General features: G+C 67.9%; 22 protein-coding genes. 8 read left to right on the plus strand and 14 right to left on the minus strand.

The genetic code is table 11. The features are described 5' to 3' along the window. Window positions 1-139: 139 nt before the first annotated feature. Window positions 140-505 carry a hypothetical protein gene (locus ACW17V_RS02240; RefSeq protein WP_492107273.1) on the minus strand — a complete coding sequence of 122 codons (366 nt, stop codon included), beginning with the start codon at window positions 503-505 and terminating at the stop codon, window positions 140-142. Between the two features lie 122 nt (window positions 506-627). After that, window positions 628-1275, minus strand: a complete 648-nt coding sequence (thiE, locus tag ACW17V_RS02245) for a thiamine phosphate synthase (protein ID WP_492107274.1) — start codon at window positions 1273-1275, stop codon at window positions 628-630. Window positions 1276-1430: 155 nt separating this feature from the next. Between thiE and ACW17V_RS02250 the strand changes: the two genes are divergently transcribed. Beyond that, window positions 1431-1616 (plus strand): (2Fe-2S)-binding protein, encoded by a 186-nt coding sequence (locus ACW17V_RS02250; RefSeq protein ID WP_492107275.1) that lies wholly within the window; start codon window positions 1431-1433, stop codon window positions 1614-1616. 143 nt (window positions 1617-1759) lie between these two features. Continuing rightward, entirely contained in the window at window positions 1760-2242 is a 483-nt protein-coding gene (bfr, locus tag ACW17V_RS02255; protein ID WP_419319887.1) for a bacterioferritin, read from the plus strand. Window positions 2243-2246: 4 nt separating this feature from the next. Here the strand turns inward: bfr and ACW17V_RS02260 are convergent, their stop codons facing one another. Continuing rightward, window positions 2247-4031, minus strand: a complete 1785-nt coding sequence (locus ACW17V_RS02260) for a methyl-accepting chemotaxis protein (protein WP_492107276.1) — start codon at window positions 4029-4031, stop codon at window positions 2247-2249. Window positions 4032-4189: 158 nt separating this feature from the next. Between ACW17V_RS02260 and ACW17V_RS02265 the strand changes: the two genes are divergently transcribed. Continuing rightward, the gene (locus tag ACW17V_RS02265) at window positions 4190-4642 is read left to right on the plus strand and encodes a hypothetical protein (protein WP_492107277.1); all 453 of its coding nucleotides are present in this window, start codon (window positions 4190-4192) and stop codon (window positions 4640-4642) included. Between the two features lie 26 nt (window positions 4643-4668). Here the strand turns inward: ACW17V_RS02265 and ACW17V_RS02270 are convergent, their stop codons facing one another. Continuing rightward, entirely contained in the window at window positions 4669-5175 is a 507-nt protein-coding gene (locus ACW17V_RS02270; protein ID WP_492107278.1) for a GNAT family N-acetyltransferase, read from the minus strand. A gap of 176 nt (window positions 5176-5351) precedes the next feature. Here ACW17V_RS02270 and ACW17V_RS02275 point away from each other — a divergent pair, with 176 nt between their 5' ends. Continuing rightward, window positions 5352-5921 (plus strand): tryptophan-rich sensory protein, encoded by a 570-nt coding sequence (locus ACW17V_RS02275; RefSeq protein WP_492107279.1) that lies wholly within the window; start codon window positions 5352-5354, stop codon window positions 5919-5921. An 87-nt stretch (window positions 5922-6008) separates the two neighbouring features. Continuing rightward, window positions 6009-6644, plus strand: a complete 636-nt coding sequence (locus ACW17V_RS02280; RefSeq protein ID WP_492107280.1) for a DUF2799 domain-containing protein — start codon at window positions 6009-6011, stop codon at window positions 6642-6644. A gap of 24 nt (window positions 6645-6668) precedes the next feature. On the opposite strand, the gene ACW17V_RS02285 is transcribed toward ACW17V_RS02280, so the two are convergent. The 6 genes from ACW17V_RS02285 to ACW17V_RS02310 form a co-directional block, all read right to left on the minus strand. Then, a complete protein-coding gene (locus tag ACW17V_RS02285) occupies window positions 6669-7097 on the minus strand; it encodes a chemotaxis protein CheE (protein WP_492107281.1) in 429 nt (142 codons plus the stop codon). Then, a complete protein-coding gene (locus ACW17V_RS02290) occupies window positions 7094-7612 on the minus strand; it encodes a response regulator (protein ID WP_492107282.1) in 519 nt (172 codons plus the stop codon). Before ACW17V_RS02290 ends, ACW17V_RS02285 begins: the two co-directional genes overlap by 4 nt. A gap of 125 nt (window positions 7613-7737) precedes the next feature. Continuing rightward, on the minus strand, window positions 7738-8181 hold the full coding sequence (locus ACW17V_RS02295) for a DoxX family protein (RefSeq protein WP_492107283.1): 444 nt from the start codon (window positions 8179-8181) through the stop codon (window positions 7738-7740). After that, on the minus strand, window positions 8178-8945 hold the full coding sequence (locus tag ACW17V_RS02300) for an HvfC/BufC family peptide modification chaperone (RefSeq protein WP_492107284.1): 768 nt from the start codon (window positions 8943-8945) through the stop codon (window positions 8178-8180). Before ACW17V_RS02300 ends, ACW17V_RS02295 begins: the two co-directional genes overlap by 4 nt. Further along, window positions 8938-9774 carry an MNIO family bufferin maturase gene (bufB, locus tag ACW17V_RS02305; RefSeq protein ID WP_492107285.1) on the minus strand — a complete coding sequence of 279 codons (837 nt, stop codon included), beginning with the start codon at window positions 9772-9774 and terminating at the stop codon, window positions 8938-8940. Before bufB ends, ACW17V_RS02300 begins: the two co-directional genes overlap by 8 nt. 79 nt (window positions 9775-9853) lie before the next feature. Next, window positions 9854-10129, minus strand: coding sequence for a BufA1 family periplasmic bufferin-type metallophore (locus ACW17V_RS02310; RefSeq protein ID WP_492107286.1), 276 nt, complete (start codon window positions 10127-10129; stop codon window positions 9854-9856). Window positions 10130-10312: 183 nt separating this feature from the next. Here ACW17V_RS02310 and ACW17V_RS02315 point away from each other — a divergent pair, with 183 nt between their 5' ends. From ACW17V_RS02315 to ACW17V_RS02325, 3 genes are all read left to right on the plus strand, one after another. Beyond that, window positions 10313-10852 carry a sigma-70 family RNA polymerase sigma factor gene (locus tag ACW17V_RS02315; protein WP_492107287.1) on the plus strand — a complete coding sequence of 180 codons (540 nt, stop codon included), beginning with the start codon at window positions 10313-10315 and terminating at the stop codon, window positions 10850-10852. After that, on the plus strand, window positions 10839-11474 hold the full coding sequence (locus ACW17V_RS02320) for a DUF1109 domain-containing protein (protein ID WP_492107288.1): 636 nt from the start codon (window positions 10839-10841) through the stop codon (window positions 11472-11474). The genes ACW17V_RS02315 and ACW17V_RS02320 overlap by 14 nt, the downstream gene beginning before the upstream one ends. Window positions 11475-11728: 254 nt before the next feature. Next, on the plus strand, window positions 11729-12331 hold the full coding sequence (locus ACW17V_RS02325; protein ID WP_492107289.1) for an NrsF family protein: 603 nt from the start codon (window positions 11729-11731) through the stop codon (window positions 12329-12331). A gap of 54 nt (window positions 12332-12385) precedes the next feature. On the opposite strand, the gene fba is transcribed toward ACW17V_RS02325, so the two are convergent. From fba to gap, 4 genes are all read right to left on the minus strand, one after another. Continuing rightward, window positions 12386-13477: a class II fructose-bisphosphate aldolase gene (gene fba, locus ACW17V_RS02330; RefSeq protein ID WP_492107290.1), complete on the minus strand. Its 1092-nt coding sequence runs from the start codon at window positions 13475-13477 to the stop codon at window positions 12386-12388. A gap of 139 nt (window positions 13478-13616) precedes the next feature. Beyond that, entirely contained in the window at window positions 13617-14807 is a 1191-nt protein-coding gene (locus ACW17V_RS02335) for a phosphoglycerate kinase (protein WP_492107291.1), read from the minus strand. A gap of 9 nt (window positions 14808-14816) precedes the next feature. Beyond that, a complete protein-coding gene (locus ACW17V_RS02340) occupies window positions 14817-15476 on the minus strand; it encodes a DUF6891 domain-containing protein (protein ID WP_492107292.1) in 660 nt (219 codons plus the stop codon). A 91-nt stretch (window positions 15477-15567) separates the two neighbouring features. Continuing rightward, window positions 15568-16575: a type I glyceraldehyde-3-phosphate dehydrogenase gene (gene gap, locus ACW17V_RS02345; RefSeq protein WP_492107293.1), complete on the minus strand. Its 1008-nt coding sequence runs from the start codon at window positions 16573-16575 to the stop codon at window positions 15568-15570. Window positions 16576-16672 lie beyond the last annotated feature (97 nt).

Raw genomic sequence — 16672 nt, forward strand, 5'->3', positions numbered from 1 at the left:
CCGGGCGCAGATCCGGGACCGCCGGAAGCGCAGAGCTCAGGCGTCGGTCCCGGATCTTCGCGCTGCGCGCTCGTCCGGGATGACAACCGCCTGTGTTGATATGCGATAGCCTCTCCCAGAGGGGGAGGCGCTTCCACTGTCAGGGCAGATCCGCCTTGGGCAGGCTGTCGCGGGTCTCGCAGGCCAGCTTGCCGGCGCCGCCGACGGCCGCGCTGATGTCCTCGATCTTTTCCCCGTTGCGCCAGCCCTTGCCGACGCCCTGGTCGCCGGTGAAGTCCATGCCCAGGTCGATCCACTTGTTGGCGGCGCAGTCGAGGGCGAACAGCATGATCGGACCCCGGCTGGCGGCCGGCCAGGTCTTGTAGGGGCCGTTGGGCTTGCCGTCGGCGATGCGCACCAGAACCAGGCCGGACTTGCTGTCCACCCGCATGAAGTCTTCGTCATAGAAGGTTCTGGATTCGCCTGGCGAAGGCTTCCAGTTTTCGGCCTGGGCGAAGGTCGCCACGGCCGCGGCCGCTACGCTAAGCAAACATAGTACGAGCCGATTTTTCATCGCGTCTCCCCCCGTAACTTATCGTTGGGCGGAGGCTATGCCTGTCGGGCCGGACCCGCAATATCGCCGTTATCTTAAGGGCGGGCGGCGAGACCTGTCGCGATCGCCGCGTTGAGGGCGGCGACGGCCGCCCCCGGGCCCTGGGGATGGGCCCAGACCCCCGCCGAAACGGCCAGGAAGTCGGCCCCCGCCGTGGCCAGGCCGGCGGCGTTGTCGGTCGTGATCCCGCCGATGGCCACCGAGGGGGTTTCCATCACCTCCTGCCAGATCGACAGGATTTCCGGATCGGCGGTGGTGGGGGCGTCTTTCGTGGTGGTCGGGAAGAAGGCCCCGAAAGCCACATAGTCGGCCCCGGCCTCGGCGGCTTCCATGGCCAGGTGGCGGCTGTCATGGCAGGTGACCCCGACCATGCGGTCCTTGCCCATCAGCTTGCGGGCGGCGGCGTAGGGGGTGTCGCCCTGGCCCACATGCACGCCGTCGCAGTCGAGGCTGGCGGCGAGATCGGGCCGGTCGTTGAGGATCACCGCCACGTCATGGGCGCGGGCGATCGGCGCGATGGCCGCCACGGCCTCGGCTATGGCGGCGTCCGAAACGTCCTTCAGCCGGATCTGCAGCGCGGCCACGTCGCCGCCCTCCAGGGCCTTGTTCAGCTCGAGGCCAAAGGCGGCCAGGTCGGTCAAGGTCGGCGGGGTGATCAGATAGAGGCGGCAATCGAGGGTCATGACGCGGGAATTACGCCAATTCGCGCCCGCGCCCAAGCTGCGTCGCCCAAAGGGCCGCGACCTCACGTCGTTGCTAACCATAGTGAGAGTTAGTTGCAAAAGGCCTCGACCTTCGCTACATGAGAATGACACTCATTCGATAGGGCGTTGCTTCCGTGTACGTCTGCAACTGTAACGGCATCCGCGAGCGCGAAGTCCGCGCCGCCATCGACGCGGGCGCCAGCCGCCCGGCCGAGATCTTTCGCCACAAGGGCTGCCAGGCCCAGTGCGCCAAGTGCGTGTGCGAGATGCGCCAGATGATTGATGAGAACCGTCAGGCCCTGGCCTACGCGGCGGAGTAGGGCCGGTTTAAGATCTCATTCTGAGAACGATTGGCGCTCGCGAAGATTTCCGTGAAAGCGCGAAACACTTGCAGACATAGCGGTTGAAGCCCGCCGCGCCTTGCCTCACGGTCGCCGCGACTCGCACTTCAAGGAGACCCGCCATGCAAGGCGATCCTGGTATCATCCGCCTGCTGAACGCGGTGCTCACCAACGAGCTGACCGCCGTGAACCAGTATTTCCTGCACGCGCGGATGTACGACAACTGGGGCTTCAAGCGCCTGGGCAAGATCACCTATGACGAGTCGATCGGCGAGATGAAACACGCCGACAAGCTGATCAACCGCATCCTGTTCCTGGAAGGCCTGCCCAACCTGCAGGACCTGCACAAGCTGAAGATCGGCGAGACCGTGCCCGAGTGCCTGGCCTCGGACCTGGCCGTCGAGGTCGGCGGCCGCGAGACCCTGATCCCCGGCATCATCCAGTGCGAGCAGGTCCGCGACTATGTCAGCCGCGAGCTTCTGCGCGAGATCCTCAGCGACACCGAGGAGCATATCGACTTCCTCGAAATGCAGCTGGGCCTGGTCAAGTCGATCGGCGAGCAGAACTACCTGCAGAGCGCCATGGGCGAACTGCCGGCGGGCTGACCTGTCAGGCGGCGCGGGCTCGCGTCGCCGGCTCCAGATTGAACTGACCGACCAGGTCGGCCAGTCGTCCCGACTCGCTGCGCAGCGAATGCGCCGCCGCGGTGGTCTGTTCCACCATGGCGGCGTTCTGCTGGGTCATCTGGTCCATCTGGTTGATGGCCGTGTTGACCTGGTCCAGGCCAGTCGACTGTTCCTGCGACGAGGCCGAGATCTCGGCCACCAGGGCGGCGATCTGGCTCACTCGCTCCAGGATGTCGCCCAGGGCCGAGCCGGTCTGGCCGACCAGGCCCACGCCCTCGCTGACCTTGGTCGAGGCCGTGCCGATCAGCACCTTGATCTCCTTGGCGGCGTCGGCGGAACGTTGGGCCAGGGCCCGCACTTCCTGAGCGACGACCGCGAAGCCACGACCCGCCTCGCCGGCGCGCGCGGCTTCGACGCCGGCGTTCAGGGCCAGCAGGTTGGTCTGGAAGGCGATTTCGTCGATGACACCGATGATCTGGCTGATCTGGTTGGACGAGGTCTGGATCTCGCCGACGGCGCGGACGGCGGCGCCGACAGCGGTTTCGGTGGCCTGGGCCTGGCGACGGGTGTCGGCGACGATCAGGTCGGCCTTGCGGGCGCCTTCGGCGGTCTGGCGCACGGTCGAGGTGATCTGGTCCAGGGCGGCGGCGGTTTCTTCCAGGCTGGCGGCCTGCTGTTCGGTGCGGTGCGACAGGTCATCGGCGGCCTGGGCGATCTCGGCCGCGCCTGATCCCACCCCGCTCGAAGACTGGCGGATCTGACCCAGCGTCTGGGTCAGCTTCTCGGCGGCGGCGTTGAAGTCGCCGCGCAGGCGTTCGTATTCCGGCGCAAAGGCGGTCTGCAGCCGGTAGGCGACATCGCCCGCCGACAGGTGGTCCAGGCCCTGGGCCAGGCTGCGCATGGCGCTGTCGCGCTTATGCTCGGCGGAGATGCGCTGATCTTCGTTGGACCGACGCTCGGCCTCGGACTTCAGGCGCTCGTCATCCTGCTCCTGGCGCAGCGCGCGGCGTTCCAGAACGCCCTCGCGGAACACCGCCACCGACTTGGCCATGTCGCCCAGTTCGTCGTGACGCCCGGCGAACGGCACGGCGCGCTCATAGTCGCCCGCCGCCAGCTCGCCCATATAGCGGGTGATGGCCTGCACCGGACGCACCACGCCGCGGCTCATGGCCCAGACGCCGCCGGTGATGACCACGCCCAACAGCACGCAGAGCGCGCCCATCAGGCTCAGTTTCTGGACCTGCTTGGCGTTGGCTTCGGCCTCGATGCGGGCGTTGTCGGCGGCGATCAGGGGAACGATCTGCTCGACGGCGGCGCGGTGGGCTTCGAAGGCCTTGGTCAGTTGCGCCTCCTGGGCCGCGGCGGTGGCGGTGTCGCCGGCCGCCAGGGCCTTGAGCATGGCGTCCGCCGACGTCCAGACGATCTGGGCCTGGTTGTTGGACTCGCCCATCAGCACCGACTTCACCTGCGGATCGAAATCGAGGGCGCGCCAATAGGCCAGACGCGTGTCGTATTCGGCGCGATGCTTGGCCAGCTCTGCGGCCGCCTCCTTCAGGTCGGCCGATCCGCCGGCGGCAAAGGTCAGCTTGGCGTCAAGATAGCCGTCGATCACGTACAGCGGCGGGGGCAGGATGTCGGCGGTCAGGTCCTTGCCCGCGACGATCTTGACGTACAGCGGGCCGCCCACGCGCACCGTCTCGATCGCGAACCAGGAAACGGTCGCCAGAACAACAAGCCCCCCCACCAGGCTCGCGCCGAACAGGTTCATGGCTCCAGATAGACGCAATCGCATAACTCTTAGCCCCATTGTGTGCGCGTTAACGTGCTATCCGCCGAATAAACAACGCCTTAAAACGTGAGAATATCTGCTCAAATTGGGTAGTTATTCTGAATTAATAATTAACGAAAACAGCCGCTTGCTTGAGAATGAAACGCAATAAAACGCCGTTCGTGAACCGCCACCATCTCAGCCTGGGCGCGGACTACGCCTTGCGGCTGATTCGCATCTTCACCGACCTTTTCGACGGCGACATGGACCTGGCCATGGTGTTCATCGCCGCCGCCCAGGCCGGCACGGAGCACCTGCGCGAGCAGGCGGACTATGTTGAGATCGTCACCGGAGAGTTCTTTCCGGACGAACTGCGCCGCCCCGTCAGTGTCTCGGCCCTGGCCCGATCGCTGGGCATCCCCGTGGAGACCACGCGCCGCCATGTGGTCAAGCTGGCCAAGACCGGGTTTGCGCAGCGCACCGCGTCGGGCGCGGTGATCGTGACCTCGGCGGTGCTGGCGCGCGAGGAGATCCGCCAGGCGGGACTGCTCAATCTGGTCGCCATGGAATCCCTGATCGACGGCCTGCAGCGCGCCCCGACCAACCGCTGATCAACCCCTCTGATCAGCCCCTCTGATCAGATGGAGCGGCGCATGAAGGTCCGCGCGGTCTCGTCCAGGCCTCGCGCCAGATGCTCCCCGCGGATCTCCAGCAGGCCGGGCGTCAGGGCGGCGTCGGCGATATCGATGAAGCCCAGCCGCCGGTACCAGGGCGCGTTCCAGGGCACATCGCGGAAGGTCGACAGGGTCAGGGCGCCCAGCCCGCGCGTCCGGGCCATATCGGCGGCCGCGTCCAGCAGTCGGGCGCCGATCCTCTGGCCGGCGAAGGCGGGCAGAACGTCGATCTGTTCGATATAGAGCCCGTCCTCGACCGGCCGGAACATCACGAAGGCGACGGGCGCATCGGCGTCGGCGGCGACCAGCAGGCCCTTTGAAGCCATGCGCGCCGCCAGCACCTCGCGCGGCGTTGGCTCGTCGGCGACCAGGGCGTCCATCAGGCCGATGAAGCGCTGGGCCGAGGCCCGTTCGATGGCGCGTATGGCTTCGATGTCTTCGGTGCGGGCTTCGCGCAACAGCGGGATCATGACCGGCAGTCTGGCGCGCGCGCGCAGACCCGTCCAGTCAGGGGGCCGGTGACAACCTTCGTGACCAGGGCGCTGGCGCCTGGCCCAAAACGCACCCATCATAGGAAGCGAGACCCCCGAGCCGGAACCAAGCCTGTTCCGGTCGGTTAGACAGCCAGTTTAGCGAGGAGTCCGGCATGAACATCTTGAACGGCAAGTCCCACCGCGCCGCGCGCGCCGGTCGAGAAGCCTTCGAGGCCGAGGCCGCCCACGAGACCCATCCCGCCGCCCAGATCGCGCTGGGGGCCCTGCTGGCCGGCGGCGCGATCCTGGCGGCCCTGGCCATGGGCCGGCGTCACGAGGCGGTTCTGGACGACGCGATGTACGCGGTCGAGTTCGCCGAGATGCACGAGCCGGTCGCCCACCAGCCCAAGCCGCTGACCAGCCTGATCCTGCCGCCGCTGTTCATCGCCATGACCCTGTCGGGCCTGCGCACCTGGAATGCTCCGGCCAGTCCGGCGCGCACGCGGGCCCTGACGCTGTGGAGCCTGACCCAGGGCTTCAACGCCCTGTGGCTGGGTCTGGGCGCCAAGCGCCTGGGCGGACAGGCCACGGCGGCCACCGCGTCGCTGGCGGCGTCGACGGCCTATGCGATCGAGGCCCGCAAGGTCGGCGGCGGCACGGCGCCCGATCTGGGCTGGCTGGGCGTCGCCAACGCCCTGACCGCCCAGCTGTGGCGGCGTCCCCAGGGACCGACCCTGCACTAGGGTCGCCGCTTCGGCTGGCCGATCTGGTTCATTGACCATTCATGCGGCCAAGCTTTAGCTCCCGGACATCGTCTGGGGAGTTTCGACATGCGTCCGTACTTTTGGCTTCCGCTCCTGGCTGGCGGCGTGCTTCTGGCCAGTTGCGCGACGATGAGCCAGGAAGCCTGCCTGCAGGGTGACTGGGCCGGGGTCGGCTTCAAGGATGGCGAGGCGGGCTATCCGCAGAGCCGCCTGGACGATCACGCCAAGGCCTGCGCCAAGACGGGCGTCGCGCCCGATCCTGCCCCCTATTTCGCCGCTCGCGCCCAGGGGCTGAGGCTCTATTGCACGCCGGAGCGGGGCTTTCACGAGGGCCGCCAGGGCAACAGCTATGCCGGGGTCTGCCCCGAACCCGCGGCCGGCCGCTTCCTGGGAGGCTATTCCGACGGCAGGCTGGTCCATGAAGCGGCCGCGAGGCTGAGCCAGGCGCGATCCGATCGTGACAGCGCCGACCGACGCGCGGAAAAGCGCGATCGCGAGGCGCGGGGCGTCGAGGACGAACTGCGCAATCCGGCGCTGAACGACGAGCAGAAACGCGAACTGCGCGACCGGCTGAACCGCCTGCGCAGCGAGCGCCGCGCCGCCATCGAGGACGGTCGTCGCGCCGACTGGGCCAAACGTGACGCCGAGCGCGAGGTCAGCGACCTGGAACACCAGTTCAGGCCGATCTACGGCGGTTGGTGACGGGGCGGCGCCGGTCTGGCGTGATCAGCCGGCGCGCTGGGCCACCCGCGCGGCGATCTGATCCAGTCCCTTGAGGAGTTCGGCGGCGCCGTGCGGATCGGGCTGGATCCGTATGGCCCGCAGGGCGGCGATGTGCAGTCCAATCAGGTCGGGGTCGGCGGCTCCGCGCTCCTCGAAGAGACGCACCATATCGCCCAGGCGCTTGGCCGCCTGGCCCAGGGCGTCCAACTGGAACATGCCCGCCAGGCCGCCGATGCTGTCGGACAGCCGGGCCAGGGAGTCATAGGGCGCCTGGCTTCCCGCAGCCGCCAGGTCGCCGATGGCGGTGTCGATCACCTTCAGGGCGGCCTCGCGATGCGATTCCAGGCTTTCGCCGGCCCGGGCCAGGGCTTCGCCGACGGCGATGCCGTCGGGCAGGTCGATGAAGCGGGTGAGGCGGCTGGACTGGCTCATTGCAGCAGCGCCCGGGCCGCCTCGCGCAGCGGGTCGACAGCCTGAGGCTGAACGCCGGCGGCGCCGGGGTTTTCACCGCCGCGCCCGCGCTCCGCCAGCGGCGCGGCGCTCCACAGGATTCGGTCCAGCAGGGTGGTGGGCGAGAACGGCTTGGCCACCACATAGTCGGCTCCCACCGCCCGAGCCTGCTGGATCAGGTCGCGCGGCGTATGGCCGGTGACGACGATGACCACCCGGGGCGGGTCCGCGGGCTGCTGTCGCTTTCGCAGGTCGCGGATCAGGGCCAGGCCTTCGTCGGCCCGGGGAAACGGATCGACGAGGATCAGGTCGGCCTCGACGTCCTGGCTGAAGGCGTGACTCTCGCCCAGGCTCTGACAGCGGTGAAGCTTTTTGAAGCCGAAGCTGGACAGCACCAGGGTGGTGACGTCCATGAAGCCGGCGTTTTCATCCACGATCAGGACGCTGGCTTCATTGAAGTTGAAGGTAAGCACCGCGCCTGCTGTTGGATCCGCCATGTCGCCGCTCCAGTTCGCCCAACCGTGTTACGTGACGATGGGGTGTGGCGAATAAAACAAGCTTAACGGGAATTATCTATGCCAATAATACCCTGAGGCGTATTGTCGCACGACCGGCGCGGGCTTCAGGCGATGCGCAAGAGGCGATCCAGGCTGAACCGTCCGCCGCCCTTGGCGAGGATCAGCAGCAGCAGGCCCGCCCAGGACAGGTGCGTGCTCCAGGCGTCGGGATAGACGAAGATCTCGATGACCAGGGTCATGCCTAGAAAGGCCAGCGCGGACAGCCGCGTGAAGAGGCCCAGGACCAGCAGGATCGAGAAAAGGTGCTCGCTGTAGGTCGCCAGATGGGCGGCGATGTCGGACGGGATCAGGGGCAGGGCGTATTCGTCCGAGAACAGCGAATATGTGCTGTCGGTGATGTGCAGCACGCCGTCGACCTTGGTGCGACCCGACAGCCAGAACACGCTGGCCACGCCCAGGCGGGCGACCAGGCTCAGGACGTCGTCGGGCAGCAGCTTGCCCGCAATCTGGGCAAGCTGGTCGAAGGGTTTCAGAACGGCGGTGATCATGACGGGGCTCCGGAAATGAAACCGCCAAACACGCCTTCGGCGATCAGGGCGGCGAACAGGGTTTGCAGGTCCGCGTCGGGATCGGCCTCCGCCGCCTGGCCCATGGCCTCGACAAGGGAGCCGCCGGCTGCGCACGCGGCGAGGAAGGCGAGGTCGGCGGGGCCCACGACGCGGTAGGCCACTGAAGCGCCGGATCTGACCAGCAGCAGACCCTGGGCGCTCTCGGACAGCTCGAGGTCGTCGCGGCCCTCCCGGGCGGCGACCCAGAGGCCGGGCAGGCCCGCTTCGAAGGCGGCGAACCGAACGGACGGATGCAGTCGCACCCGGGTCAGGGCGAGGATCTCCGGCGACAGGTCGGCGAAGGCCTGAGCGCTCAGTGACGGCGCGGCCGCGGCGAACAGGGCCTCGATCCACAGGCGGTCCAGATGGGCGATCCCGGCCAGCCAGGGCAGGTCCCGGGCCGGCGGGAAGCGGTCCAGCCAGGCGGGGAAGGCCTCGCCATAGTCCAGCAGCGCGGCGTGGGTCGGCGGCGCCTCGCGGGCGAACAGAGCGGCGGCGGCGCGGAACCAGTCCTCGCCGACCAGGCCCAGGACTGTCGGGAAATTGGCGGCCAGGGCGTCGACGCAGCCCCGGGCGATGGTGTTGCGATAGACCGACAGCCCCGTCTCGCCGGCTTGGCCTTCGGCCAGCCAGGGCGACAGGGCCGAGGGGGCGCCGGCCAGGGCCGCGACGAAGGCGTCCTGAAAGTCCAGCAGGTCAGACATGGGCCGGCTCCCGCGTCGCGGCTTCCAGCGCGCCTTGGGCCCGGTCGCGTTCGGCCATCAGCACGGCGAAGGCCGGGATATCGTCGTCGCGTTCGATCAGGGTGGGGCGCGGACCGATGCGGTCGATCAGGTGGCGATACAGCGTCCACACGCCTTCGGCGATCGGCGCGCCATGGGTGTCGATCAGCAGGTCCGACCCACCCTCGTCCGGGCCGTGGCCGGCCAGATGGATTTCGCCGATCGCGGCGGCGGGCAGGGCGTCGAGATAGGCCTGCGCGCTGTAGCCGAGGTTATGGGCGCTGACGAAGACGTTGTTGACGTCGACCAACAGGCCGCAGCCGGTCCGGTCGACCAGAGCGGTCAGGAAGTCGGTTTCGTCGAGGTCGTGGCCGGTCAGCGGCAGATAGAGCGAGGGATTCTCGACCAGCACGCGGCGGCCCAGAGCGTCCTGCATGCGGGCGATATTGCCGGCGATGCGGGCCAGGGCCGCGCGGGTGCGGGGAAAGGGCAGCAGGTCGGGCTGGTGGACGCCGCGATGGGTCGACCAGGCCAGATGCTCGGAGACCACGAACGGCTCGAAGCGGTCGACCAGGGCCCTGAGGGCGGCCAGATGCTCGGGGTCCGGATCGGCGTCGGCGGCCAGCGACAGGCCCACCCCGTGCAGCGACAGCGGGTGAGTTTGACGGATCGCCGCCAGCGCCGACAGGCGGGGTCCGCCGGCCGACATGTAGTTTTCCGGGTGGACCTCGAACCACAGGCCCGGCGCCGTCGCGACGAGCGCGTCGTCATAGTGCTGGGGCTTCAGGCCGAGGCCGGCGGTCGGGGTCATGGGGGGAGTCTCTTGAGGTTGGACGATCACCTGCCCCCTCCGGGCAGTTGCGCGGAGGGGGCAGGTGGCCGGGGCCGAACTACATCGCCTTCGGCGTCAGCGAGCCCATGCCCTTGGGGGTCTTGATGGTCGTGCAGGTGCCCTTGGCCACGTGCTTCCAGGCGTCGCCCTGATAGTCGACCTTGGAGGTGCCGGCGCACGAGGTGCCCGCGCCCGCCTTGCAGTCGTTCTGGGCGGCCTTGGAGACGCCGTAGCACTTTTCCATCTCGGGCTTCTTGTCGGCGGCCATGGCGGCGCCGGCCGACAGGGCGAAGACGGCGGCGAGAGCGGCGGCGGCGGTGTTGTTGCGGTTCATGGGACTGGCTCCTTGGGATGATGTCCGTGACCGCCCCTGTTGGTCGGTCGAGGGGGATTACGGCGGGGCGCGATCAAAGGTTACAGCGGTCGACGAACAAAATTTTCCGGTGGCGCTCCGTGGGTTCCGGCTCACGCGCGAGCCGTGTAACCATTTGGCCCAGGCGCGCGAATAGGGGGCTGCGTGACGGACACAGAGACCCGACTGAAGGCGCTGATGCTGCGCGGGCTTGAGGGCGACGCCCCGGCCTATCGCGAGTGTCTGGCCTTGCTGGGTGTTCGCCTGCGCGCCTATTTCGCGCGCCGGATGGCCGGCGCGCCCGGTGATGTGGAGGACATGGTGCAGGAGACGCTGCTGGCGGTGCATATCAAGCGGGCCACATGGGATACGTCCCTGTCGTTCACCGCCTGGGCGCACGCCGTGGCGCGCTACAAGCTGATCGACCACTGGCGGCGGCGAAAGATCCGCCAGACCCTGCCGCTGGACGATCATTCCGAATTCCTGGCCGCCGAAGAGCATGACCCCGGCGTCGGCCTGGAGCTGGACCGCGCCCTGGCCAGCCTGCCCGAGCGCCAGCGGGTGCTGGTCAGCGACGTCAAGCTGGTCGGGCTCAGCCTGGCGCAGGCCGGGGCCAAGGCCGGCATGACCGAGGGCGCGGCCAAGGTCGCCCTGCACCGGGCGCTGAAGGCCCTGGCCGAAAGGATGCGCCATGCGGACCGATGACCTGATCGACGCCCTGGCCGCCAATGCCGGCCCCGCCCCCGGCGGTCCGCCCGCGCGACGCCTTGCCCTGCTGGCGGGTCTGGGCGGCTTGGCGGCCCTGATCGGGGTGCTGGTCTGGCTGAAGGTGCGGCCCGACCTGATGGAGGTCATGCGCGGCGGCTTTTTCTGGCTGAAGGCGGCCTATACCGGCGCCCTGGGCCTGGCGGGCTATCTGGCGGTCGAGCAGCTGGCGCGGCCTGCGGGCTCGCCCCGGCGGGGACTGGTGCTGGGCCTGATCGTGCTGGGCGGTTTTGTCCTGGCGGGGCTGGTCCAGTTCGGGATGGCGCAGGATCCGATGGCCCTGCTGCGCGGCCAGTCCTGGACCCGGTGTTCGCTGAACATCCTGGCCCTGGGGGCGCCGACCACGCTGGTGGGTCTGTGGGTCGTGCGGGGTCTTGCGCCGACCCGTCCGGTCTTGGCCGGCTTCGCCACCGGCGCCCTGGCCGGGGGCGTGGCGGCCACCGTCTATGGCCTGCATTGCGCCGAGAGCAGCTTTGTCTTCGTCGGCGTCTGGTACAGCCTGGGCATTCTGGCCTGCGGGGCCCTGGGCGCGTTTCTCGGGCGCTGGGCGCTGCGCTGGTGAGCGCCGCCGCGCCGGCCGGCGGCCGCGGCGATCACGTCTGGTTACGCTCCCATAACGCCGGTTGACAAGCATCGGGCCAGCTCTTCAAGTGCCTGCGCCGAGATTGCGAGCCATACGCAAGCGCGGATCCCATAGCCGGTTCTGACACCTTGTGGGGAGGGTCGCCCGTGATGATAGACGACGTCCTCGTCCTCCCCGACGAGGCGCCGGCGGCCACACAAGCGTGGTCGACAGGTAGACTACACGCACGCCTGATGGAGGTCGCCGCCGCCGGCGCCCTCGCGGCCGTGCTGCTGGTTCTGTTCTGGCTGAAGCCGCGCCCCGATTTCTGGGTGGCGATCGGCCATCCGTTCTTCTGGATCAAGGGTCTCTACACGGCCACCCTCGCCGCCATCGCCCTGGGCGGGGCGGTGGCGGCCGCGCGTCCCGGGGCGCCGCTGTGGCCCGCCCTGGGCGCGGGCGGCGCCGTGGTCGTCGTGATGACCCTCGCCGCCGCCTTCGAGGCCCCCGGTCTGGACGCGGCCCTGATCGCCCACATCTTTGATCCGGGCGGCGCTTTCGACTGCGTCTTCTATATCGCCGTGCTGTCGGTCCCCATGCTGCTGGTCGCCGGGGTGGGCCTGCGCGGCGTCGAACTGGAGCGTCCGGGCCTGACGGGGCTGTTCGTCGGCCTGTTCTGCGGCGGCGTGGCCGCGACCATCTACGGCGTGCACTGCCAGGACTCGACGTTCCTGTTCGTGGCCCTGTGGTACAGCCTGGGGGTGGCTCTGTGCGGCGCGGCGGGCGCGGTCGGGCTGAAGCTGATCAGCCGGTGTCCACGGCCCGAGCCGACCCTTTCCGATCTCACGGGCGAATGAAAAAGGCCTCCCGGATCGCTCCGGGAGGCCCTGTTCCTGTCAGCGATCGACAGCCTATTCGGCCGCGACCTTGCCGGTCGAGGCGCCGAACTTGGCGTGCAGTTCGCCCGAGGCGTAGCGCTTGGCCATGGTCGCGGTCGACAGCGCCTTGATCTTGTCGGCATGGCCGGCCGAGCCGAACTCGACGAAGCGGGCCTGACAGACCTTGCGCATGGCTTCCTTGGCGGGCTTGAGATAGGCGCGCGGATCGAACTCACCGGGCTTTTCCACCAGGATCTTGCGGATCGCGCCGGTGATGGCCATGCGGTTGTCGGTGTCGACATTGATCTTGCGGACGCCGTGCTTGATGCCGCGCTGGATCTCTTCGACCGGCACGCCCCAGGTCTGGGGCATCTCGCCGCCGTACTGGTTGATGATGTCCTGCAGGTCCTGCGGCACCGAGCTGGAGCCGTGCATCACCAGGTGGGTGTTGGGCAGGCGGCGGTGGATTTCCTCGATCACGTTCATGGCCAGGACGTCGCCGTCCGGCTTGCGCGTGAACTTGTAGGCGCCGTGGCTGGTGCCCATGGCGATGGCCAGGGCGTCGACGCCGGTCTGACCGACGAAGTCGACCGCCTGGTCGGGATCGGTCAGCAGTTCGTCATGGCTCAGCACGCCTTCGAAGCCGTGGCCGTCCTCGGCTTCGCCCATGCCGCTCTCGAGTGACCCGAGCACGCCAAGTTCACCTTCGACCGACACGCCGCAGGCGTGGGCCATCTGGACCACCTTGCGGGTGATCTCGACATTGTACTCGTAGGAGGCCGGGGTCTTGGCGTCTTCCATCAGCGAACCGTCCATCATCACCGAGGTGAAGCCGTACTGGATCGCCGTGGCGCAGGTCGCCGGGCCGTTGCCGTGGTCCTGGTGCATGCACACCGGAATGTGGGGGTAGATCTCGGCCAGGGCGTCGATCATGCGGGCCAGCATGATGTCGTTGGCATAGGACCGCGCGCCGCGCGAGGCCTGGATGATGACCGGCGAGTTGACGGCGTCTGCCGCCTCCATGATCGCCAGACCCTGTTCCATGTTGTTGATATTGAAGGCCGGCAGTCCGTACTCATGCTCCGCCGCATGGTCCAGCAACTGCCTAAGCGTGATCCTCGCCACGTGATATCTCTCCTGCAAGCTTGAAAGGTTTGGGTCGTTTCTTGTTTTTGGGGCGTGACGCTTTTGCGTTCTCTGCCCGGGCCGTCCGGTCGCTCACGCGGACCCCTCCCGGAGGTCCGCGCCTGAAAAATCTGGAACCCTAGGTGTTCAAAGCCGAGACACCGGGCAGGTCCTTGCCCTCCATCCACTCAAGAAACGCGCCGCCGGCGGTCGAGACGAAGGTCATATCGCCCACGACGCCCGCGTGATTCAGCGCCGACACCGTATCACCGCCGCCGGCCACGGCGACGATCTTACCCGATTTTGCCAGCTGGGCGGCATGTTTCGCCGCCAAAACGGTCGCTTCGTCGAACGGCGGGACTTCAAAAACGCCCAGAGGACCGTTCCAGATCAGGGTCTTGCTGGCGTCCATGGCGGCCAGCAGGCGCTTGGTGGTCTCCGGGCCGGCGTCGAGGATCAGGTCGTCGGGCTGCACGTCGCCCAGCGCGCGGGTCTCGGCGTCGACGCCCGGGGCGACCTTCTTGGCCACCACCACATCGACCGGCAGCAGCAGCTCGCAGCCGGCGGCCTTGGCCTTTTCGATGATCTGGCGCGCGGTGTCCGCCAGATCCTTCTCGCACAGCGAGCCGCCCACATCGTGGCCCTGGGCGTAGAGGAAGGTGTTAGCCATGCCGCCGCCGATCGCCAGGCGATCCAGCTTGGCGACCAGGTTGTTGAGCAGGTCGAGCTTGGTCGAGACCTTGGAGCCGCCGACGATGCCGATCACCGGCTTCTGCGGATTGCCCAGGGCCGAGTCCAGGGCTTCCAGCTCGCGCTGCATCGCCAGGCCCGGATAGGCCGGCAGGGCGCGGGCCAGGGCCTCGGTCGAGGCATGGGCGCGGTGGGCGGCGCTGAAGGCGTCGTTGACATAGAGGTCGCCCAGCGCGGCCAGCTGCGCGGCGAAGGCCGGATCGTTCTTTTCCTCGCCGGCGTGGAAGCGGACGTTCTCCAGCAGGGCGACGCCGCCGGCCGGCAGGGCCGCGATGGTCTTGGCGGCCTCGGGACCGACGCAGTCGCCGGCGAAGGCCACCGGCGCGCCCAGCAGGGCGGCCAGGGGCGCGGCCACGAAGGCCAGGCTCATCTCGGGAACCACCTTGCCCTTGGGCCGGTCGAAGTGGGCCAGCAGCGCCACCTTGGCGCCCTTGCCGGTCAGATACTGGATGGTCGGCAGGGCCGAGCGCAGGCGAGTGTCGTCAGTGATCTTGCCGCCCTCGACGGGCACGTTGAAGTCCACGCGGACCAGGGCGGTCTTGCCGGCGAGATCGGCGGTGTCGAGGGTGCGGAAGGTCATGTGACTCTTTCAGGCTGGGAGGTTGTGGCGACGACGTTTCCAGTCGAGCGGGACCGTGATGCGCCGCTCGATGCTTCCGTCCCACTCGGCTTTGATGTCGTGCTGTTTGAGGCGCGCGACGATCTCGTGGCCTATCGCGATTGCGGCTTGAGATCCTTCCTCGCAAGCGCCGTAGTTCAGGCAGAGCCCATAGCCGTCAACTGCGGATTCAGTGTCCTGCATATGGTAGAAAGTGTAGCCACGCGTGGGCTTTCCTGCGTCCTTCGCGGAGTAAATCTCGTCCCAAATTTCCGCCGCTCCGCACGTTCCGCAGCAAGAAAAGTTATGCCGCGAGATGACGCCATCTGCTTCCAGCTCGGCAAATGCGGCGTCGAGCCGATCGCAATCCGTGGATCCGGACCATTCGGCCTGCTTCAAACCATGCGCCCGAAGCGCTTCGTCCACCAATGGGGTCGCGTATGAGCGCAGGGCGACGGGGTCACCATAGTCGTCACCATAGATGTCCACGACGGACTCAATGATTTCGTCCCTGGTGGAAAATCCACCCGCCACATCGGCTTCGATCTGTCGGAGAACGTCAGGGATGATGTCTGCCGACGACGCGGCGAGCGCTTCCGAAGACTTCGCGGAAGCCGAAGCGAAGATGCGTCGCAACCAAGATTTCAGCATCCGTCCTCCTCTGGCGACCGCGTTGGGATTCTACCTGTCTAAAGCAGCTCAGCCGCCCCGAAGACCGGGGCGGCTGAGAGTGGATAGCGACTTACAGGAACTTGGCCATCACGAGCGCGGTGTCGCTCATGCGGGTCGCGAAGCCCCATTCGTTGTCGTACCAGCTGAGCACGCGGCCCAGCTTGCCTTCGATGACCTGGGTCTGGGCCAGGGCCGCCGTCGAGCTGGCGGCGATGTGGTTGAAGTCGGTCGAGACCAGCGGCTCGTCGGTGACGGCCAGCACGCCCTTCAGCGGGCCTTCGGCGGCGGCGACCAGGGCGGCGTTCAGCTCGGCGGCGGTGGTGTCGCGCGTCGGCACGAACTTCAGGTCGACGACCGAGACGTTCGGGGTCGGGACGCGGATCGACGAGCCGTCCAGCTTGCCCTTCAGGGCGGGCAGCACCAGGCCCAGGGCCTTGGCGGCGCCGGTCGAGGTGGGGATCATCGACAGGGCGGCGGCCCGGCCGCGATACAGATCCTTGTGCATCGTATCCAGCGTTGGTTGGTCGCCGGTGTAGCTGTGGATCGTGGTCATGTAGCCGCGCTCGATGCCGACCAGGTCGTGGATGACCTTGGCGATGGGGGCCAGGCAGTTGGTGGTGCACGAGCCGTTGGAAACCACCAGGTCGGCGGCGCTCAGCACGTTGTCATTGACCTTGTAGACGATGGTCTGGTCGGCGCCGTCGCACGGGGCGCTGACCAGCACGCGCTTGGCGCCGGCGGTCAGGTGGGCGCTGGCCTTTTCCTTGGTGGTGAACAGGCCCGTGCACTCGAACGCGATGTCGACGTTCAGCTCGGCGTGCGGCAGCTCGGCCGGGTTGCGGATCGCGGTGACCTTGATCTTGCCGGTGCCGACATCGATCCAGTCCTCGCCCGAGGTCACGACGCCCGGGAACCGGCCGTGCACGCTGTCATAGCGCAGCAGGTGGGCGTTGGTCTCGACCGGGCCCAGATCGTTGATCGCCACGACTTCGATATCCGTGCGGCCGTGCTCGACGATGGAGCGCAGGACGAGGCGGCCGATACGGCCAAAGCCGTTGATGGCGACGCGAAGAGCCATGGTGGTCTTTCTCCTAACGATCGGACGCGGCCCGGAGGGACCAACGTTCCCTGATTTTGCAGGCGCGTTTTGCGGGCAGGGGCGGGGAAGTCAAGCC

The sequence above is a fragment of the Caulobacter sp. FV2ye17ST genome, assembly GCF_058680955.1.